The 20136-nt window shown below is 29.5% G+C and carries 24 protein-coding genes; 22 read left to right on the top strand and 2 right to left on the bottom strand.

The genetic code is table 11. The features are described 5' to 3' along the window. Window positions 1–115: 115 nt before the first annotated feature. The 11 genes from IAI10_RS10040 (at window position 116) to IAI10_RS09990 (ending at window position 9970) form a co-directional block, all read left to right on the top strand. On the top strand, window positions 116–979 hold the full coding sequence (locus tag IAI10_RS10040; protein ID WP_315673177.1) for a hypothetical protein: 864 nt from the start codon (window positions 116–118) through the stop codon (window positions 977–979). Between the two features lie 47 nt (window positions 980–1026). After that, window positions 1027–2280 (top strand): site-specific DNA-methyltransferase, encoded by a 1254-nt coding sequence (locus IAI10_RS10035; protein WP_315673279.1) that lies wholly within the window; start codon window positions 1027–1029, stop codon window positions 2278–2280. A gap of 99 nt (window positions 2281–2379) precedes the next feature. Further along, window positions 2380–3162: a virulence-related protein gene (locus IAI10_RS10030; protein ID WP_315673176.1), complete on the top strand. Its 783-nt coding sequence runs from the start codon at window positions 2380–2382 to the stop codon at window positions 3160–3162. Window positions 3163–3360: 198 nt separating this feature from the next. Then, entirely contained in the window at window positions 3361–3561 is a 201-nt protein-coding gene (locus IAI10_RS10025; RefSeq protein WP_315673175.1) for a hypothetical protein, read from the top strand. Window positions 3562–3690: 129 nt separating this feature from the next. Then, entirely contained in the window at window positions 3691–4446 is a 756-nt protein-coding gene (locus tag IAI10_RS10020) for a hypothetical protein (protein WP_315673174.1), read from the top strand. 48 nt (window positions 4447–4494) lie between these two features. After that, window positions 4495–5277, top strand: coding sequence for a transposase (locus tag IAI10_RS10015; RefSeq protein WP_315673173.1), 783 nt, complete (start codon window positions 4495–4497; stop codon window positions 5275–5277). 183 nt (window positions 5278–5460) lie between these two features. After that, entirely contained in the window at window positions 5461–6309 is an 849-nt protein-coding gene (locus IAI10_RS10010; protein ID WP_315673172.1) for a tyrosine-type recombinase/integrase, read from the top strand. 210 nt (window positions 6310–6519) lie between these two features. Further along, complete coding sequence (locus tag IAI10_RS10005; protein WP_315673171.1) at window positions 6520–7491, top strand: hypothetical protein; 972 nt, start codon at window positions 6520–6522, stop codon at window positions 7489–7491. Between the two features lie 6 nt (window positions 7492–7497). Then, entirely contained in the window at window positions 7498–8145 is a 648-nt protein-coding gene (locus tag IAI10_RS10000; RefSeq protein WP_315673170.1) for a hypothetical protein, read from the top strand. Between the two features lie 18 nt (window positions 8146–8163). Further along, complete coding sequence (terL, locus tag IAI10_RS09995) at window positions 8164–9765, top strand: phage terminase large subunit (protein ID WP_315673169.1); 1602 nt, start codon at window positions 8164–8166, stop codon at window positions 9763–9765. A gap of 19 nt (window positions 9766–9784) precedes the next feature. Continuing rightward, entirely contained in the window at window positions 9785–9970 is a 186-nt protein-coding gene (locus IAI10_RS09990; RefSeq protein WP_315673168.1) for a hypothetical protein, read from the top strand. A gap of 6 nt (window positions 9971–9976) precedes the next feature. Here the strand turns inward: IAI10_RS09990 and IAI10_RS09985 are convergent, their stop codons facing one another. Continuing rightward, window positions 9977–10192, bottom strand: a complete 216-nt coding sequence (locus IAI10_RS09985; RefSeq protein ID WP_315673167.1) for a hypothetical protein — start codon at window positions 10190–10192, stop codon at window positions 9977–9979. A gap of 111 nt (window positions 10193–10303) precedes the next feature. Here IAI10_RS09985 and IAI10_RS09980 point away from each other — a divergent pair, with 111 nt between their 5' ends. From IAI10_RS09980 to IAI10_RS09930, 11 genes are all read left to right on the top strand, one after another. Beyond that, window positions 10304–11620 carry a phage portal protein gene (locus tag IAI10_RS09980; protein WP_315673166.1) on the top strand — a complete coding sequence of 439 codons (1317 nt, stop codon included), beginning with the start codon at window positions 10304–10306 and terminating at the stop codon, window positions 11618–11620. Window positions 11621–11638: 18 nt separating this feature from the next. Beyond that, the gene (locus tag IAI10_RS09975) at window positions 11639–12409 is read left to right on the top strand and encodes a minor capsid protein (RefSeq protein WP_315673165.1); all 771 of its coding nucleotides are present in this window, start codon (window positions 11639–11641) and stop codon (window positions 12407–12409) included. A 105-nt stretch (window positions 12410–12514) separates the two neighbouring features. Next, the gene (locus tag IAI10_RS09970; RefSeq protein WP_315673164.1) at window positions 12515–13063 is read left to right on the top strand and encodes a hypothetical protein; all 549 of its coding nucleotides are present in this window, start codon (window positions 12515–12517) and stop codon (window positions 13061–13063) included. 136 nt (window positions 13064–13199) lie between these two features. Next, complete coding sequence (locus tag IAI10_RS09965; RefSeq protein ID WP_315673163.1) at window positions 13200–13784, top strand: DUF4355 domain-containing protein; 585 nt, start codon at window positions 13200–13202, stop codon at window positions 13782–13784. 24 nt (window positions 13785–13808) lie between these two features. Then, a complete protein-coding gene (locus IAI10_RS09960; protein ID WP_315673162.1) occupies window positions 13809–14792 on the top strand; it encodes a major capsid protein in 984 nt (327 codons plus the stop codon). A 13-nt stretch (window positions 14793–14805) separates the two neighbouring features. Further along, entirely contained in the window at window positions 14806–15069 is a 264-nt protein-coding gene (locus tag IAI10_RS09955) for a hypothetical protein (RefSeq protein WP_315673161.1), read from the top strand. Between the two features lie 3 nt (window positions 15070–15072). Further along, window positions 15073–15381, top strand: a complete 309-nt coding sequence (locus tag IAI10_RS09950) for a phage head-tail connector protein (RefSeq protein ID WP_315673160.1) — start codon at window positions 15073–15075, stop codon at window positions 15379–15381. After that, window positions 15374–15649, top strand: a complete 276-nt coding sequence (locus tag IAI10_RS09945) for a hypothetical protein (protein ID WP_315673159.1) — start codon at window positions 15374–15376, stop codon at window positions 15647–15649. The genes IAI10_RS09950 and IAI10_RS09945 overlap by 8 nt, the downstream gene beginning before the upstream one ends. Window positions 15650–15654: 5 nt before the next feature. Continuing rightward, a complete protein-coding gene (locus IAI10_RS09940; protein ID WP_315673158.1) occupies window positions 15655–16815 on the top strand; it encodes a hypothetical protein in 1161 nt (386 codons plus the stop codon). A 93-nt stretch (window positions 16816–16908) separates the two neighbouring features. After that, on the top strand, window positions 16909–17061 hold the full coding sequence (locus tag IAI10_RS09935; RefSeq protein WP_315673157.1) for an SHOCT domain-containing protein: 153 nt from the start codon (window positions 16909–16911) through the stop codon (window positions 17059–17061). A gap of 63 nt (window positions 17062–17124) precedes the next feature. Beyond that, entirely contained in the window at window positions 17125–19062 is a 1938-nt protein-coding gene (locus tag IAI10_RS09930; protein WP_315673156.1) for a recombinase family protein, read from the top strand. A 180-nt stretch (window positions 19063–19242) separates the two neighbouring features. Here the strand turns inward: IAI10_RS09930 and IAI10_RS09925 are convergent, their stop codons facing one another. Next, window positions 19243–20109: a LysR family transcriptional regulator gene (locus IAI10_RS09925; protein WP_315673155.1), complete on the bottom strand. Its 867-nt coding sequence runs from the start codon at window positions 20107–20109 to the stop codon at window positions 19243–19245. Window positions 20110–20136: the final 27 nt, after the last annotated feature.

The following is a 20136-nucleotide window of genomic DNA, read 5'->3' as shown; positions in this document are numbered from 1 at the left end:
TCAGCGAAGCTGACATTGAGTGAAAAAAGCAAAAATATTAGTAATAAATTACAACTGTCTATTCAAATATGAGTAGGCAGTTTTTTTATGCCTAAAATTAAGGAGGAGTCACGTAATGTATAACAATATAAAGTTAATAATTTCAGAAAAAACTAAAAATAACATAAAGAATAACCTTTTTGCTAAAATTATATTTTCGTATAAAAATTTAACTAAATCAGAAAGAGAGATTCTTAAAAAATTAAATCCAGATTATATGACAGCTTATTATGCTATTTATAACAAAATAAATTCTGAAGTAGAAGCACAGAATAATATAGCGTGGATTAAAAGAGCCTATTGTTTTCTTAATGATGAACTTAAATCATGGAAAAAGCTAAAATATGAGTGGACAGAAATACATAATAAAAATCTTATTTCTATAAGAAAAAATTTAGAGCTATCAGGAGATGAGATACTAAATGAAGACCAAATAACAAAAGAAGAATATGAGGATTTAATGTATCTTCAGGAACAGATTGATATGTGTGATGAAAGTATAGAGCATATTAAAGGATTATTTATTTCTTTAAACAATAAGCTTATAGAATGCTGTAAGTATATAGACAATATATCCTTTGACAATTTCTGTTCACTTATTGGAATAAATAGAGTTACAGCACTTAAAAATCTTAAAGATGATTTTGATTATACTAAAGATGGTTATTTCCCTTATTACTATAGTTTGCTATGGTGGGGAATAGAAGATGCTAGAGAGGAAGATGGTTGGAAAAGTAACAAAAATGGTATGCCATATTTTTACCTTTGCACAGAAGCATTTATATTTGAATTAGATAGAAATAAAGAAGCTAAGAAAAAAGTTGATGATTACTTAATCTATGATATGGGGCTTGGAAGTAGTATGGTTACATTAAAAACGAATCAAAATGGTGAGCAAAGTATTGAAAAATATTATCCACCATTGAAAGCAATAAAGTAGGAGTGTCTGTAATGGATGCTCCTACTATTTTGAGAGGAGAGGTTATATTGGAATTTAAAAAGTTAAAAATAGACCAACTTAAACATGCTGAATATAATCCACGTAAGGATTTAAAAGCTGGAGATGCAGAATTTGAAAAAATAAAGAACAGTATTAATGAATTTGGTTATTGTGAACCTATTATTGTAAACAGTGATATGACTATTGTTGGAGGTCATCAAAGAGCAAAAGTTTTAAAAGAACTTGGTTATGATGAAGTGGAATGTGTTGTAATTGATATTGATAAAACTAAGGAGAAAGCATTAAATGTTGCTTTAAATAAAATATCAGGTGATTGGGACTCAGAAGCATTGGCAAAATTACTGGATGATTTAAAGGTCGAAGATTATAATGTGGAACTTACAGGTTTTGATATGAGTGAAGCTGAAAAATTATGGGATGAATACATAGGTAAAGATGAACAGCAAAAGGAAGAAGAAATCCCTGAGCCACCAGAAGAACCTGTAATTAAAGCAGGAGATATTATTATACTAGGCAAGCATAGGATTATTTGCGGTGATGCAACTAAAACTGATGATATTGAGAAGTTAATGAATGGCAAAAAGGCAAAGCTTACTGTTGTAGATCCTCCTTATGGAATTTCATATGTTGGTAAAACTGAAGATGCTTTAACTATTGAAAATGACAATTTAAATGATGAAGAATTCTATAATTTTTTACTTGAAGCATTTAAAAGAGTTTATGAAATATCAGATGATGGTGCAAGTATGTATATATTCCATGCAGATGCAAAAGGCTTAATTTTTAGACAAGCATTTGTTGATTCAGGTTTTAAACATTCTCAATGCTGTATTTGGGTGAAAAACACTTTTGTAATGGGAAGACAGCCGTACCAATGGCAACATGAACCTGCTTTGTTTGGATGGAAACCTACAGGCTCACATTATTGGAATGGAGACAGAAAGCAGAGTACAGTTTGGAATTTTGACAAGCCTGCAAGAAATGACATTCATCCTACAATGAAGCCAGTTTCTCTTATTGAATATATTATAAAGAATTCTAGTAAATACGGTGATATTGTTGTAGATACATTTCTTGGAAGTGGGACTACATTAATTGCAGCAGACAATACTGATAGAATTTGTTATGGCTCAGAACTTGATCCTAAATATGCACAGGTTATTGTGGAAAGATGGATTAATTATAAGGATGGAATAAATGGTGATGATGTTATTATTGAAAGAGAAGGACAGCAAATAAAATTTTCGGAATTAAAAAGTAAGCAGTTAGTAGAAGAATAAATTCTATTAATTGCTTTTTATTATCCCCTTAATTGTATTGACTTAATGTGCTTGTAGAGTGATTAATGTACACAACAAATACATTGGAGGGATTTTATTATGGATAGAAAAGAAATCGTAAAAGTTTTAAGTGAGCATTTTGGAGCTAAGGCTGAATATATGGGAGTGCCAAGCTTTGCATATCAAATTATAACTGAAGCAGAAACTTACACAATTGATAAAGCAGGAAAGATTACAAATACAGAAGGCAAAGAATTAGAACTTGAAGATATATTAAAGCCAGCAGTTAAAATTCAGGTGCAGGAAGAAAAGAATGTTATAGAAGAGAATACAGAAGCAGAACCTCAAATTATATCAGCTGATATATCAGTTCCAATAGCAGGACATACAGGAATAAGTCTAAGAAATTTAGTGAATATGATATACAGCAAACATGAACTTATTCAGAAATCTTTAGGGATTGAAGAAAACATAGTAGCCGAGGAGTTTATAAAAGAAATTAATGAAGCAAAGATTTCTAATATAGATGATTTTCAAAAGGCTATAGCTGGAAAAGAAAGCTGTATACAGATTGAGTTTAACTTTGAAGAACAGAAAATAAGTTTTAACTTTATAAAAGCTAAAGTAGAAAATATTACAGCATATACTCAATTTATAGAACTTTTAAATCAAAATGCAAAAACTTTAAAACATGCTTCAGCAAAGGTCAGTTCCACTGATAATCCAAAGTTTACGTTCAGAGTTTTTTTAATAAGGCTTGGTATGATAGGAGATGAATATAAAATTGCAAGGAAAATATTACTTGGAAAATTAGAAGGTAATGCTGCTTTTAGACATGGAAAACCTGAAAAGAAAATTGAAGAGACAACTGGGGAGCAATAAGCTTCCCTTTTTTCTTGGCTTTGTAAGGGCTTGTGTTGCAATATTTTTATCAAGGTAGGGTAAGTGCTCGACCTTATTTTTTTGTTGTAACGTTGGGGCAGGTATAAACGGGTTAGATGGATATATATTTCAACTTTACTTTTAGACATGTTCAGAGGTAATGTACTACCTAACCCAATATTGAAAGGTGGAGTATTAATGAAAACTGAATATTTGATTAAGGAAACTTTGAAAGGCTTACTTGCTACAGCTAAGGAAAAGTTATGTGTGCTTGGAGAAGAAGATGCTAAGGAGGATTTAAAAAAGCTGAGAGAAGTATATGAAGATTTGGTTTTATTCTGGGGATTGGATGAGGAGATGATTGATGAGTTTGATGAAAAGATTGGAATATTGAAGTAGGTGATAAGGGGCTGATGAAGCTCCTTTTTAAGTTAAAAATGTAACTAAAGTGCTATACAATAAAACATATATGGTGGATTTTAATTTGTAAATTAAATATTGAAAAGCTGTAGAATAGTAGAGTTTTACATGGAATATTGTAAAAAGAATCCTTTGGTGGTATATTTACCTTATAATTATGTTGCAAGAGGGGGGAAATTTAAAATTAGTACATCAATAATAAAATTTTTAATTGGAATTATACTATTCATCATTACATTAGTAGTTTATGAGGTGGTCTTTAAAATAGATTATCTGAATTATTTTAATGAGCAAAGGACAAAGCATAAAGCCAAAGTAATAGTGACAAGTATTATTATGATTATCTCACTGTTTGTACTTTATGGTGCTGAACATATATATAGTATCGATACATATTACATATATTTGATATTTTTTATATTGTTCTTTAGAAGTACACATGATACTGTTCTGTTTTTTATTTTTAGATTTAAACTTTCTGAAAAAAATGCTTGTAAAAAATTTAAAGATAATAAACAATTTCAATATTATCATTCGGTACTTCAACCTATTTTATGGACATTTTTAATTTGTTCCATTGTCTCGTTTATTTTACAGGGTTCATCAAAAAGTTTTAGACAGGTTTATTTGCCAATAGGGAAAATGATGTTTCTCCTTATGGCTACTAATTATAGTATGTCTGCTATCAGATTGAATATGGAATATAAAAAAATATATATGAAGAAAATTAAAGGTATAAATAAATTAAAAATATATTTTAATGAAGTTATTTCTTTGCTAAAAACACCATTTTTGATTATAGTTATTGCTATGGTAATTATTTATGCTTTGGGTTTTATAGTATATCCTAAATATATTCATTAATATGAGAGAGCCAATAGCAAGGCTCTTTTTTAGTTTGGAGGTGAGGTGATGAAAAATAATAGAAAGGCTTTAACCAAGTATGAAACCAATGTTGAGCCGAGGTTAACTGAAATAAAGGAATGGATAATTCAAGGACTTACAGATGAACAAATTGCTGAAAGGCTTGATATTCATGTGTCTATGATATATGAGTATAAGAAAAAACATCCTGAATTTGCAGAGGTTATAGACAGAAAATCCAAGTGGGAAACCCATATAGTGCCGAGACTTAAAGACATTCAGCAGTGGTGTGAGGAAGGATTAACGAATCAGGTTATATGCAGTAGGTTAGATATACCCGAAAGCACATGGTATGAGTATCAGAATAAATACCCAATTCTTTTAGAGTTAGTGCGGATGTCTAAGTCTGTTATGGATACAAAAGTTGAAAATGCACTTTTAAATTCTGCCCTTGGATATGATTATGAAGAAATTAAAACAATTGTTGAGGAAGATAAAAATGGAAAGAAAAGAACACGAATAGAGAAGACTAAGAAGCATATGCCTGCGAATCCAGCAGCTCAAGCTTTTTGGTTGAAGAATCGTAAACGTGATGAATGGAGCGAAAGAAAAGAAATTATATTTGATACTAAGGCTCAGGAAGAAGAAAGAAAAAGACTGTTCCTTAATATGATAAAGGATGATGTTCTTGATGCAGATTATTCCATAGCAGGTGAAGAAATATCAGAATTAAAAGAACCTGAAATTACAGAAGAAACGGATGAAGGATTTATTGATGAAACTGATAATAACGATTATAATGGGGATGAAGAGAATTCAATAGGAATATAAATGCTGGAGCATAACTAATAAATATTATGTATCCAGTTTTTTTATAGATAAATGCTTTTTAACCCTTTAAGAATGGCTTAAAACCGTTGGAAAATCTAAGAAACTCACAACATAATCGCAGTTATGTATTGAGATTAATTCCTTTCAGAGGTATCATGTAACCAATGAAAGAAGGTGCTATATATGAGCTATATCAACGGTTTCAAAGGATATTTACAGGCAAAAGATAAAAGTATAAATACTGTTTCCTGCTATGTAAGAGATACGAAGGCATTTGTAGCTTGGTACGAAAGCAGAACGGATGCAGGTATTGAAAAGGTTATTGAACTGGACTTGGTGGAATATAAAAAGCATTTGCAAGGTTCAGGTGAAGCAGTCATAACAATAAACCGTAAACTTGCCAGTATAAATTCATTTTTAAAGTATTTGAAACAGGATGGCATTATTAATGAAGTAATTGCAGTTTCAGTTATAAAGGATAAGGATAAAAGGCAGTTTAAAGGACTTCCAGATAAAGAATTATGGAAACTTAGAAGTGAAATACACCGAGAAGGAAATCTAATGCATATATGTATTATAGAGATATTACTTCAAACAGGTATTAGAGTAAGTGAATTGGTCAATATTAAACTTTCAGACATAAAAATATCAGAAAGAAAAGGCAGTTTGCAGGTTATTGGCAAAGGTAATGCCAAGAGAACTGTTCCAATAAATAAGGATGGAAGGAAAGCAATTAATAAATACCTTGAAGTTAGGCGAGATTATGACTCTGAATACTTATTTATAGGTCAAAGAGGAGCAATTAAAAGGAATGCAGTCAACCTTATACTTGAAAGTTATGGAGAAAGACTTCAAATCAAGGTTACACCTCATATGATAAGGCATACACTTGGATATAATTTGGTCAAAAAGAACATACCGATAACAACAATCCAGCAAATATTAGGGCATGAAAGCATAACAACAACAAATATATATACTCAAACCCCAGAAGATGATATAGTTAAGGCTTTGGAAGGCTTGGAGTGGTAGAAACCATTCCTTTTTTTATTGCCTTCAGGGGAGGGGTACTTCTATTTTAAAAAAATTGCCCGTCAGTAAATGTTGCAGAAATTTTTATTGTAAATTTTACAGGAAAATATTGTTATTATAAACCGAATTATGTATAATTAAACATAGTGATAAAATCTTTTGTCGAATAGATTTTATACTTGATTTAATTAATTTGTGAGGTGGGTTTATATGGCTAAAATATCTTTAACAAGCTATTTAATTAAGATAATTGACAAGAAAACTAATGAACAGATGAAGTTCAATTCTCTAGTAGATTTAAAAAATAACTACACAATAATTGATATTCTTTATAACTATTTTAATTCAAAGAAGAGTGTTTATTCTAAAAATGAAGAAAATAAAAAAGTTATTACTGTTATAAAAAATCAATTAAAAGATGAAAAACAAGATAAGATGATTAAATACAAACATATTACAGGTATAATTCAAAATGGGACTTATGGATATTCTTCAGATATATTTAATACTGATACAGGTAAAGTAGAATATAAAAAGCTACCTAATTCAGCAGAAATGCTCCCTTTTTTTTATGGTATTTACATGCCACAAAATGCCAATAAAGGAGTTTGTATATTTCAAAGGTTTATGCAATATGGAATTAAATCATCATTGGAAAATGATATAAAAGATTATATGGAAAAAAATTATCCTACTATAAAGATAGAAATGAATCCACTATTTCCAAAAGATTATTTAAAAAGTTTTTTTGAAAAAGGTAGTATTAAGCAATTGAAATTTATTAAACATGGTGTAGCTAAAGATATTGCTGATAGAATTGATGGAGAAGGATTTACTGAAAATGTTGGTTTTGTAGAATATATTTTTAAAGCTAAAAGAAGAAAGAACTTACCTGTTAATAATAAAATATGGAGTATGCTAAATGAGGGCAAGAATGTAACCGAAATGTTTGAAATAACAAATTTTAAGTATGATAACATAAAAGTTGAAATATCTATAAATAATGTAACAAAAACAATAAATATGAATAATATAGAATCTATAAATGGTAGCTATAATGTGACAGACGATTTAACGTATGGAGAAAATGGACATCCTACATACAAAAGTATAAGTAGTACAGCAAAAGAATATGCAGAAAGTTTTCTTATTAGTTTGGGACTTTTATTTTTAGAGAGGTGATATTATTTGATATTAAAAATTGAAAATATAATAAGAAATGGATTATTATTTTTACAGAGTTTTATAAGTTACAAAGCATTAATTATTATCTTAACAATTGGTGCTTTTATTCTTTTTGTAAGATTTTCAAAAATCGATAAAATTAGCATAAAAAAGATTATAAAAGAACATTTAAATTCGTTAAAAAGTTCAAATTCTTCTAATGGAACACTTAACTTAACAGAAGCAATTTGTTTTTTTATCTTTCCATTTGTATTTGCAGTATTATTTGCATGGAAAAAAGTATTAAATGAACAAGATATAAATACGGTAATAACTATATTCTCCATATTTACAGGATTATTATTTAATTTATTAATATTAATATTGGATATGGTAAGAAAAATAAAAGATATGGCAAATAATGAAAACGATGCTAATAGTTATAATATTAGGAGGACATTATTAAAAGAAACATATGCTAATATATCATTTTGTATTGTTTTATCGTTAGTATTACTGAGTTTTTCATTTGTATTTGTAATTGGTGTATCAAAGTGGTTATTTAAATATATACTATCTGTTTTAGTATATTATTGCATAATAACATTTATATTAACATTGTTTATGGTACTAAAGCGAATATACAGTTTATTATCACATGAATTTAAATAAAAAAGGAAGTGGAACGCAGTGCAAATACAAAAGCAAAATTATTATCAGAACAAATTATTGCATCAATATATGCAAAAATATTTCTCACCACCCAAAATAAAACAGCTTGTAGAAGAGTTCTCCTTTTCAGAACTTCGCAAGTTGATTGGTGAAATGGATATAGAATTCTTTGCTCTCTGTTATTTTCCGAAATACTTTGATAGGAAGTTTGGAAAATTTCACAGGGAGCTTTTTGATGAACTGAAATATATGTTAAATAATAAAGGGTTGATTGAAGCTTTTGGATTGCCGAGAGAGCATGGAAAAAGCACAATCAATTCTTTTTTATTTCCGTTGTATTCAACATTATATAATAAATCACAGTTTACATTAATTATATCAGCTACAGAGCAGATTGCAGTTCCATTTCTTGATATGATTAAAGGTGAACTTGAAGAAAATCAAATGCTTATTGATGATTTTGGTATTCAAAAGGGAAACAGATGGAATAATAATGAGATATGGATTAGAACTAAAGGTGGTATTGATTCTTGCATAATGATAAGGGGAATTGATGGCTCGCTAAGAGGTATACATTATAAGCAATACAGACCAACATTGGTTTTGCTAGATGATTTATTAAAAGATGATACTGCAAAATCAGAAACTAAACGTGAACAAGTTAAATCTACTTTTACAGATGTTGTTATTCCAATAGGCACGAAGGATACCAATATATTAGTTGTTGGTACTATTTTAAATGAAGAAGATTTAATGGCTGAACTACTTAAAGGAAAAATTCCAGGAGTTAGAAGCATTAAAAAATCAGCTGTTTTAAGTTTCGCTGAAAGAGATGATCTTTGGGCAGAGTGGCAAGTAAAATATAATAATTTACAGGATGAGGATAGAATTCAAACAGCTCTATCTTTTTTTTATGCCCATAAACATGAAATGCTAGAAGGAACAGAAATATTGTGGGATGAATATTTGGATTATTATTATTTAATGTGTAAGAAGCAAAGCATGGGTGAAAAGAGTTTCTATAAGGAAATGCAGAACGACCCAAGAAATACAGATGATTATATATTTCAAGAAATTAAGTATTGGGATAAGCTTCCTGATTTTGAGGATATGGAAATAGTAATGTATATTGATCCAGCTATAAAAGCAGGCAAACGTAATGATTATTCAGCAATAACTATATTAGCAAGGCACAGAAAAACTAAGCAGATGTATGTGATTGATGGTTCAATATATAAATTACTTCCTGATGATTTATTCCAAGTGGTAGTAGAAAAGTTAAAGAATTATTCTGTGGAGAAAGTAGGATTTGAAACGGTACAGGCACAGAGTTACATAAAGCAAAAACTTGAGGAAGAACTGTGGAAGAATAAAATTTATGTTCCTGTGGAAGGTATTAATTCTAAAGGTCAGAAACATGAGAGAATTATAAGTCTTGAGCCAGATGTTAAAAATGGGCATATTTTATTTTGTGATCCTAATATTCAATATAATAATCAAATAAAAGATTATAACAAAAATTGTAAGCATGATGATGCACCAGATAGTCTTTATGGTGCGGTACAACTAATCCAAGGAGTAAAGAAAATAAGATTTTTTGATAGAAATTTATTATTTTAAATTAGGAGGAGGTAGTTTTATGTTAGAAGAGAAAATTATAAAAGATGTTTCAGAAAAAATTTTGCAGTTAATAGATGATTATGAGTTATCTGTAGCTGAAAGCAAAGTGATTTTTAATAAAACTATTGAAATTTTAGAGAACATCGCAATTATTCCTATGAAAAGGCGATGTTCCCGAAAAGAAAGAATAGATAAAATAAATTAAATTAAATTAGCCATCAGGATGCATACAATGATCACATTCTTCTTTATAAGTTGGTTGTGACTTTATATCAGAATAAAAGTAATCTGATAGATAGATATGTTCTTTCTTTATTTTTTCAATTTCACATTTAGAATCATTATTTTTTAAGTCGTGAGCAACACCAGTGTTTGTGTTTAATAAATAGTGCTTTCCTTCAAAGTCACTTGAAATATCTTTTCCCATTCCATATTCCCCCTTTATAAACTAATAATTTACAAATTAATTATACTGCTAAAGGGATATATTAGCAATTAAATTGCAAAATTTTCAAAATTTATGAAAGGAGATGATAATTTGCAAATAACAGAAAATCTAATATTACAATGTTTAAATGAACTAAATAAGAACTACATAAACAAGCAGATTTATAAAAAATACTACGAAGGAAATCATTCTATTTTAAGCAATTATCAAATGCAGGACAGCAGGAGTAACATGAAACTGGTATTCAATTACCCTAGAAAATTTGTTGACAATGAAGTGGGATACCTTTTAGGTAAGCCTGTGAATTATATTTCAAAATCAGATGATGCAAATATTATAAATACCATTGATATAAATACCAGTCATTGGGATAAGGAGCATAATATTAATCTTCGCAAACAATCTGAAATATATGGTGAAGCCTATGAACTTAATTATATTAATGAAGAAGGAGAATTTTCTGCTGCAATACTTAATCCATTGAATTGTTTTGTTTTAGAAGATGGTACCGCTGAAAGAAATGTATTACTGGCTATTCACAAATATACAAAACAGTTTGATGATAGTGAATATATGGATGTTTATACTGATAGCCAAATACTTCATTATAAAATAGGTAAGGTAACTGATGGAGTTGTATATTCAGAAGGAGGATTAGAGCTTTTAGGAAGTCATAATCATATATTTGGGAAAGTTCCTGTTATTGTATGCCCAGCAAATTCTGAAAGGAAGAGTGGATTTCAAGATATTATATCTTTATTTGATGCTTACAATGCTTTAAATTCAGATTTAGTAAATGAAATAGCTGACCATAGAAATGCTTATCTTGTTATAGAAAATGCAAAGCTTGAGGAAGAAGACCTTGGCAAAATGAAGCAAATGGGAATTATTCAAGTACCGTCAGGAGGAAAAGTAAGCTGGCTTACTAAAGATATTAATGATTCGTTTGTTAAAAATGAACTTGATAACATTGAAAGAAAAATTTATGACCTTATGGATGAAGTTAATTTTAATGAAAATTGGGCATCTAATACTTCATCACTGGCACTTAGAAATAAATTATTAAATCTTGAAAATAGAGTATCAATGCGTGAAGCTATTATGGAAAAGGTAATTAAGAAAAGGTTAAAGAACCTTTTTATTTTTTTGTCCAAAAAAGAAGGAAAACATTATGACTATAGGGATATAGCAGTAAAGTTTACAAGAAACCTGCCAACAGATTTAACTGGACTTGCAGATGTTATTGTTAAACTTGAAAATGTATGTTCACAGGAAACTTTATTAACACTACTACCTTTTGTTGAAAATCCAAAGCTGGAAGTTAATAAATATAATTCAGAACAGAAAAAATTGGATTTATGGAATGTGGATGTTAGTAGTAAAGATATTATTAAAAATCAAAGTTAAGAAAGGGGATAATTGGTTATGAATAAATTAGTTAAAGACGAGATTATCAAAATTAAAAAGGAAATGATGGACAAGACGAATAGTGATGTAGATGAAATCAAGAAGGAATACAAAAAATATCTTCTCATTTTAATTGCATGTATAAGTGATTATTATAATAGGCATATTTCTAATGGTAAGATAAGTAATTTTAGAAAAAATATTATTATGAACGATTTAGAGAAGGAGATAAAAAAATATGCCAATGAACTTTATGATTTTCAGTATGAATTTTTAATCAATGAATTAAAGGATATTTATGAAGAAACTTATTTCAAAAATCTTGAAGTTTTAAATGATGTAAGGCAAATGAATGTTAAAGGAGAACTTGTTCCAGAAGAAATAGAAAAAATAATTAATGCTAATTATCAAGGAAGTACTATTATTAATAGGCTTCAAAACAATATAAATGAATTCGCAGAAAGTATTTACAATAAGATTAACAGAAACATATTAAATAGAAAGACATTAGATGAAATGATTACAGATATATCAAAAACTTTTGAAATCAGTACATATGACAGCAAGGTTCTTTTAAATACAGAGCAGACTAGAATATTCACAGAAGCACAGGAAAAAGTATTCACAGATTTTGAAATTGAAGAAATTATGTGGTGTGCCGATGTTTGTTTAAATACTTGTATGTATTGTGAAGCTATGGATGGTAAGGTTTTTAGAATGGATGATGAGAATAGACCTACAATACCTGCTCATCCAAATTGCAATTGTTGCTGGATACCTGTTTTATAATAACTGTTAGTGCAGAGAATTGAGATTGATTCTATAAATATGCTATAATTTACTAAAACGTAAATAGTAAATTGATTTGAAATTTAATATAGTGTGGAGGTTATTATGAATTATTTTTGGACAATTCAAAGTAGAAAAGTTGTTGATATTGTAAATTCTGAAGGAGAATATTATCCGAGTTTTACAAATCGTAAAAAAGATTATCGTATAGTATTAGAAAGTTTCAACGCCAATAATAAAACGGATTATAAAGGACTTGTATTTGGATTTGCAAAAAGAAATAGAGAAGGATGTTTTGAAAATGTAGATGAACTATATGAATATTTATTTCAAAATCCATTAGTTACAGATGCATTTGATTTTTGGGATAAAGAACATGTTATTCTGAAATTAGAAACAAGAGAGAATTTTAATCAAATACCGATAGATTTCAATGATTTTAATCAAATAACTTTTCCTATTTGGGGTATGGAGGTAAATAAGAATATTATTAATTTAGTAAATAAAGGTTACTATAATGATAATAGTATATTGCCAAGTTTTACACAAATACATATTCCCTATATAAAGAAAGAGATGATTGTTAATATATATGGAAACTTTAATAAAAAACGCAGTGATGCAGCTGGTGAATTAAGTATATTCCAAGTATAAAATAAATTAATTAATGAATTTCAAGTTATAAATTATGTCCTAAGCATGACACTAAACTGCTTTATTTTTATGCAAAAAATTAATGAAGCGTCTTTGGTTTTTATTAAGTCAATGGGGCAAGAAGGAGGAAAATTACATGGATTTTAAAGAAGTAAAACAATTTATTGAGACTAACAAGGAACAGGCAGAGGTTAAGGAATATCTACAGGGCTTAAATAAAATAAGCGTTGATGGTATTGAAAAGTATGTTAATGAAGATGAAGGTGCTAAAAAGTGGATGGATTCAGTTAAAGACAAACATTTTAACAAGGCACTGGAGACATGGAAATCTAATAATCTTGAAGGATTAATTAATGAGGAGGTTAAAAAGAGGTTTCCTACGAAAGACGAAAAGGAGATTGAGGTTGAAAAACTAAAATCTGAAATTGAGAATATGAAACAGGAAAAATTGCATGAAGCATTAACAAGTAAAGCTGTAAAGTTAGCTAGTGAGAAGAATCTGCCAGTAGAATTGGTGGATTTTTTTATTGCAGATAATGAGGAAAACACAGTTAAAAACCTTAGTGCTTTAGAGCAAAGCTTTAATTCAGCAATTCAAAAATCAGTAGAGATAAGACTTAAGGGTGAAGGATATACTCCACCAAACAATGATTCAAAAGAAATTCAACCAAAGAATCTAAACGAAGCATTGAAAAATTATTATACAGAAAAAAATAAATAAATTTGAAAGGGGAAATGATTTATTATGGCAATTACATTAGCACAAGCAAAATTAAACACTCAAGACGATATTCAAAAGGGGGTAATCGATGAATTTAGAAAGAGTTCATTTATACTTGATAACATTACCTTTGACAACGCAGTAACTCCTGGAACTAATGGAGCGACACTTACTTATGGGTACACAAGACTTATAACTCAACCAACAGCGGCATTTAGAGCAATCAATAATGAATATACACCACAAGAGGTAACTAAGGACAGGTATATTGTTGAACTTAAACCTTTTGGTGGTTCATTTGCAATTGATAGAATTATAGCAAATACAGGAGGACTTGTAGATGAAGTAAATTTACAGGTACAGCAAAAGGTAAAAGCTGCAAATGCATTATTTCACGATACTATTATTAATGGTGATTCAGCAGTTGATTCTAATTCTTTTGATGGATTAAATAAGGCGATTACTGGTTCAAGCACAGAATATAATGCTGGAGCATTTATTGATTTATCTACATCTACAGCACTTGATACAAACTATAAACAGTTTATGGATTTACTTGATGAGTTCCTATCAAATCTTGATGGCAAGCCTACATTCCTTGGAGGAAACTCAAAGCTCATAACAAAAATTAAATCCGTAGCAAGAAGGGCAGGATACTTGACTCAAAGTGAAGATGCTTTTGGCAGAAAGGTTGATGCTTATGACGGCATTGTTCTTGTTGACCTTGGAGCAAAAGCAGGAACTAATGACCCTGTTGTATCTATTGCCAATACAAGAAAACCAAATGGTACTGATGCTGTGACAGGTTTAACAGACCTTTATGCCGCAAGATTATCTCTTGATGGTTTCCATGCTGTATCTCTTGCTAATCAAGACTTAGTAAAGATTTGGCTTCCTGACTTTTCAACTTCTGGTGCAGTAAAGAATGGTGAAGTTGAAATGGTAGCAGCTGTGGCTCTTAAAGCTACAAAGAGTGCAGGTGTATTTAGAAATATAAAAGTAGTTTAAACAGGAGGTACATATGGCAAGGATATACTCAAACAATAAAAAATATAATGGTATATCCGCAGGAATAAACTTTGTAAATGGGGTGGGAGAAACTGAGGTCTCTCACCTTATTTCTTGGTTTAATGAAAATGGATATACAGTTGTTGAAGAAAAGATATTAAATTATGATGATATGAAATATAAGGAACTGACTGAATTAGCAAAGAAAAAAGGTATTAATGGTATTGGATTAAGAAAGGATGAACTTATTAAAAAATTAAAGGAAATGGAGGAATAGCTTATGCTGGAAACTATGAAAATAATTCTAGGAATTGATACTGCTGATACATCAAAAGATAATATTTTGAACCATTATTTAAATAAAGCAATAAGCATAATTTTAGGGTACTGCAATATAGATACTTTGGATACAAAGTATAATGATATAGCTTCAGATTATGCAGTTTATCTTTATAAAAACAAGGATTTAGAAGGACTAGAAAGTAAAACTGAAGGTGATAAAAGTGTAAAAATTAAAGATGGTATTCCTGAAAATATAAAGAAGGCTCTGCCACTTCCCAAGATAAAAGTTGGTGGCTATAATGTTTAGTGATACAGAAATTAAGGTATTGTTTAACTCTGATAATTCATCAATTATAAAAACTGAATATGCGGATGTACAGCCATTTTCAAAGAATTATTCTTTTGAGGATGGCTTTAATTTTGAAGTTACCAAGAGAGCATTTTGTGATAAAGAAAGTATTGTAAATGAAAATAGCTACCTATTAATTGAAAATGAAAAATATAAAGTTATGGAAATAAAAACTTGGGATACATATATAGAAGCATTTTTATATAAATGTAGAAGGCAGGTGTAGATGTTATGCAGAATATAGATGATATATTTGATTTCCTTTTGTATGAAAAAGGTACTGATATTATTTACAATGGAATATCTAAAAGGGCATTGATAAAAGATAGTGACTCAATAATTAGTTATGAAGATGATAAGCAGCTTTATACTGATTTTTCTATAAATACAGGAGATTTAATACAGTATAACAGTAATAATTGGTTTGTAATATCTCAAATTGATAAGCATGAAAAGACTTACAGAAGCCGAATAAGAAAAGTAGAACAAAGCTTCAAAATAATCTTAGATAATAGGCTGTATACATTCCTAGCTGTTTTTGAGCCAGCAAATCAATCTGTTCAAACATCAAGTGTAATAAATGTGTGGTCTGGTAATTTAAAAGTAATTGTTCAAGATACGGATTTATCTAAAAAAATAGATGTGAATCTTGAATTTATTAAAATGGGAGCAAAGTGGAAGGTAGACGGATATACTACAGAGCACTTAGGATTGAGAACTCTATATTGTGAAAAAACTCAGATTAATACTTCAACTGATGATATGATAAATGAAATTGCAGATACTAATTTATTGGCTCACTATAACATAATCATAACAAACGGCAATTCTATTCAAATGGGAGTAAATCAAACTCTCCAACTCAATGCAATAGCAACAGTGACTATCGGAGGAAAACTTTCAATTTTGACAAATCCTAAAATTAACTATTCAAGTTCTGATACAACGAAGGCTTCCGTAGATTCAAATGGATTAATTACTTTTTATAATAATACGGGTAATGTAAATATAACAGCTGCTTTAGATTTGGATAATTCTGCAACTAATAATATAGCTATTACAATAGTTTCAGATCCACAAAATAATTATACTGTAGATGTAACTTCAGATGGTCAAGTTATAGAAGGTATTACAGATATTGCTTTGAATACAACAAAAATATTTGCAGGTACGAGAAAAAATAATGGATTCGATGTGCCTAACAGCCAATTTAATTTTGAAATAATTCCAGGTACTACAATAGCAAGCAAATATACTTTTACAGTTTTGAATGATACTAGCTGTAGTATAAAGGCTTTAGGTGGAACGTTCTTGATAACTTTAAGATGTCATGATAGAAATAATACTTCAATATATATTGATAAAACTATAAGATTAAAGTCGGGATTCTAAAACTATAATTACATAATGCTTAAGGCAGGTGAAATATCCTGATCTTTTTTTATATAAATTTAATTTTAAAGGGTGAAAGGGGAAATGTGTTTTATGAGTAATAAACCAAACGTTGAATATTTATTAAGCTTACATATGTTAAGAAATTTAAAGGAAAGAAATTTAATTTCTGATGAGGAATTTGATGCTATAGATAGAGAAAATAGAAGGTCTTTTAAATATTATGATAATAAAAAAATAGCTTGAACTATTGCACCACTAATTATATCATGTGTGTAGCCAAGTACAATAAAAGGGAGGAGAAAATTTATGGCAAAGAATGTTCAAGTTTTAGAACCAGTTATAACTTTAAATTACAATAATGATGGCGAAGAAATTATAAATAAAAGGAGGGTTTGTGCTTACTGTAGGGTAAGTACAGACTCGGAAGAACAGATGAAAAGTTATGATGCACAGGTAAGTGAATATACTAAAAAGATAAAGGAAAATTCAGAATGGGAGTTTATTCAGATTTATACTGATGCAGGTATAAGCGGCACAAATGTTAAAAATAGACTTGGGTTTAACAGAATGATTAAGGATTGTAAAGACGGAAAGATAGACCTGATTTTAACAAAGTCAATTTCAAGGTTTGCACGAAATACAGTTGATTGCTTAAATAACGTAAGGATGCTTAGAAACATTGGAGTTGAAGTATTCTTTGAAAAGGAAAATATATATTCCTTTGACCCAAAGGTGGAATTGGTGCTTACCATGATGAGTTCTATTGCACAAGAAGAAAGCAGGAGTATTTCCGAAAATTCAAAGTGGGGAATTAAAAAGAGATTTAAAGATGGAGTTACAATTTGCAATACTACTAGACTTCATGGATATGATAAAGATGAAAAAGGAAACCTTGTTATAAATAAAGAAGAAGCTAAAATTATAAAAAGGATTTATAAAGAATATTTAGAAGGTAGTGGATATTCAACAATTGCGAAGGGACTTGAAGCAGATGGAATAAAAACTGTAACTGGAGGAACTACATGGCATGGTTCAACAATCAGTAAAATTTTGAGTAATGAAAAATATTATGGAGTGCTACTTCTCCAAAAGACGGTTACTGTAGATTACTTAAGCCATAAAAGGGTAAAAAATAAGAATTTAGAACCAATGTATAAGATTGAAAATAACCATGAGCCTATAATTTCAAAGGAAATATTTGATGCAGTTCAGGAAGAAAAGAAAAAGAGATTTGAAATATCCAGTGGTAAAAATAAAGATAGGACTAAATACACAAATAAGTATGCTTTTAGCGGTAAGCTATTCTGCGATAAATGTGGAAGAACACTAAAGAGAAGAACTTGGAATTCAGGAACACCTTCTGAAAAAATAATGTGGCAGTGTAACAATTACATTAAAGGAATAGAGAATTGCTCTGCAAAAGCAGTAAGCGATGAAGTATTGAAAAGAATTTTTGTCCAGCTATATAATGATATGGTTGAGGATAAGAGTTCTTTTTTTAAAACCTTTATGGCTAATATAGAAAAAGTTCTTGAAAAAGATATAAGTGTAAATAAGATTAATGATATAATAGGGCAAATAGGAATTTTTGAACAAGACTTAAAGAACTTAATACAGCTTCAATTAAGAGGCAAAATAGATGAGAAATATTACGATGAGGAATACCAAAGAATTAAAGGTGAAATTGATAAGCTGAATGATGAGAAAATTAATCTTGAAGAAGAGAATTTGAAGGATTCAGATTATAAGCAAAGGCTTAAAAACATTTCAAAGATATTGAATGAAAATGGAGAAGGTATGAAAGAGTTTGATGAAGATATATTTACTGCCCTTGTAAATAAAGTAATTATAAAATCACCAGAGCATTTTGTATTTGTCCTTGAAAATGGGATAGAGTTTGAAAGACAAGCTTATTGTAGTAGCCAACACTCACCGCATGTGGAGACGGTTGTCCTATTATCCCACAAAAATGCAGATAGTTTTATTAGCGTAAGAATGGAGTATGAGGACGGTGTTGATAGGCTAACAGAGCGAGTAACTTACTCAATGATACAGACCTATGTAGAAGAAAAATACGGCTTTAAAGTGCATACTGCCTATATTGCTGAGGTTAAGCGTTCACTTGGTTTACCTATGTATGATGCACCTAACGCAGTTGAAGAATTGAAACACCCATACAAACCAGCACCAGCTCATAAGGTGGAAGCAATAAAGGATGCACTTAAACATTTTGATGTTATATGATGTTATACTGATATAAAATGGCCTTTGAGAGATTACAACGATATTCATAAAAATGATGACACCATAAAATCGGTGATTATTACCTTTTAAGTAAAAAAATAAATCTCAAACACCAATTTAATAAGAGGTGTATTATAGTGTTTTTCTTAGCAATTTAATTTAAAAACTTTATGTAGTGAATTAATTTCTATTGATAACGCTATATATGATTCTTATAAATTCTGATGCTACTGGGGTTAAATCATCGAAGGAATGTGCAATTAATCCTATTTCCATTTTGATTGGTGGATAGATATCACAAATAGTTAAATCATTGGGGATTGAAGACAAGACAAATTTAGAAATCACGCCTTTACCAACCCCGTTCTTCACCATGTTAACTACGGTTTCTCCGTTTTGCACAATTAAGCTTTCAGTGAATCTAATTTTGTAGTCTTTACGTAATTGGTTTATCGCAGCTTCTTGTCCTGATTTACAAAAGATTAAGTTATTTTGCTCTTCGTTTAAGTCAATACTCACTGAATCTTGCTTTTCAACAATAATTCCAACCATTTTATCCTCAACTAATATGTGGTATTCCAAATCGTTGAAAGGAGAAATTCCGATACCAAAATCCACAACATGCTCCTCTACCATTTTTTGGACTTCATTTGAACTTCCTTCTAATAATTCAATAAATACAAAGGGGTATTTTTGTTTGAAAATAGAAATTGCTTTAGAAAGAATTAAGTTAGAAGAAGTTGGGGTTGATCCTATTTTGATCTTTGATCCAAGGAAATTATTATCTCGAAAAGCAGTCTGATAGATTTTGTTTTCGACATTCACCATTTGTCGTGCTAACAACAGAATTTTTTCTCCGACATCTGTAATGATAAGTCCATTTCTTTTGTCTCTCTTGAATAGTTTTGCGCTTAATTCATCCTCTAAATTCTTAATTGCTTTGCTAACAGCAGGCTGAGAAATATAAAGATTATTTGCTGCTTCGGTAATGCTTTTTTCATCTGCTACACTTATAAAAATTTTTAAGTTATTAATATTAATGTTCATAACTATAAAGTTATCACCTCATCACTA

It is taken from the genome of Clostridium sp. 19966 (genome assembly GCF_032335695.1).
In the GTDB taxonomy this organism is placed as follows: Bacteria; Bacillota; Clostridia; order Clostridiales; family Clostridiaceae; genus JACTOJ01.
This window is presented reverse-complemented; position numbering and strand designations above follow the sequence as displayed.

Coding starts and splice junctions, on each gene's coding strand:
- IAI10_RS10020 (WP_315673174.1), top strand. CDS start 3,691: ATGGAATATTGTAAAAAGAATCCTTTGGTGGTATATTTACCTTATAAT.
- IAI10_RS10015 (WP_315673173.1), top strand. CDS start 4,495: ATGAAAAATAATAGAAAGGCTTTAACCAAGTATGAAACCAATGTTGAG.
- IAI10_RS09925 (WP_315673155.1), bottom strand. CDS start 20,109: ATGAACATTAATATTAATAACTTAAAAATTTTTATAAGTGTAGCAGAT.
- IAI10_RS09930 (WP_315673156.1), top strand. CDS start 17,125: ATGGCAAAGAATGTTCAAGTTTTAGAACCAGTTATAACTTTAAATTAC.
- IAI10_RS09965 (WP_315673163.1), top strand. CDS start 13,200: ATGGATTTTAAAGAAGTAAAACAATTTATTGAGACTAACAAGGAACAG.
- IAI10_RS09940 (WP_315673158.1), top strand. CDS start 15,655: ATGCAGAATATAGATGATATATTTGATTTCCTTTTGTATGAAAAAGGT.
- IAI10_RS10005 (WP_315673171.1), top strand. CDS start 6,520: ATGGCTAAAATATCTTTAACAAGCTATTTAATTAAGATAATTGACAAG.
- IAI10_RS09935 (WP_315673157.1), top strand. CDS start 16,909: ATGAGTAATAAACCAAACGTTGAATATTTATTAAGCTTACATATGTTA.
- IAI10_RS10030 (WP_315673176.1), top strand. CDS start 2,380: ATGGATAGAAAAGAAATCGTAAAAGTTTTAAGTGAGCATTTTGGAGCT.
- IAI10_RS09990 (WP_315673168.1), top strand. CDS start 9,785: ATGTTAGAAGAGAAAATTATAAAAGATGTTTCAGAAAAAATTTTGCAG.
- IAI10_RS09985 (WP_315673167.1), bottom strand. CDS start 10,192: ATGGGAAAAGATATTTCAAGTGACTTTGAAGGAAAGCACTATTTATTA.
- IAI10_RS10025 (WP_315673175.1), top strand. CDS start 3,361: ATGAAAACTGAATATTTGATTAAGGAAACTTTGAAAGGCTTACTTGCT.
- IAI10_RS09955 (WP_315673161.1), top strand. CDS start 14,806: ATGGCAAGGATATACTCAAACAATAAAAAATATAATGGTATATCCGCA.
- IAI10_RS09970 (WP_315673164.1), top strand. CDS start 12,515: ATGAATTATTTTTGGACAATTCAAAGTAGAAAAGTTGTTGATATTGTA.
- IAI10_RS09950 (WP_315673160.1), top strand. CDS start 15,073: ATGCTGGAAACTATGAAAATAATTCTAGGAATTGATACTGCTGATACA.
- IAI10_RS10040 (WP_315673177.1), top strand. CDS start 116: ATGTATAACAATATAAAGTTAATAATTTCAGAAAAAACTAAAAATAAC.
- IAI10_RS09945 (WP_315673159.1), top strand. CDS start 15,374: ATGTTTAGTGATACAGAAATTAAGGTATTGTTTAACTCTGATAATTCA.
- IAI10_RS09975 (WP_315673165.1), top strand. CDS start 11,639: ATGAATAAATTAGTTAAAGACGAGATTATCAAAATTAAAAAGGAAATG.
- IAI10_RS09960 (WP_315673162.1), top strand. CDS start 13,809: ATGGCAATTACATTAGCACAAGCAAAATTAAACACTCAAGACGATATT.
- IAI10_RS10010 (WP_315673172.1), top strand. CDS start 5,461: ATGAGCTATATCAACGGTTTCAAAGGATATTTACAGGCAAAAGATAAA.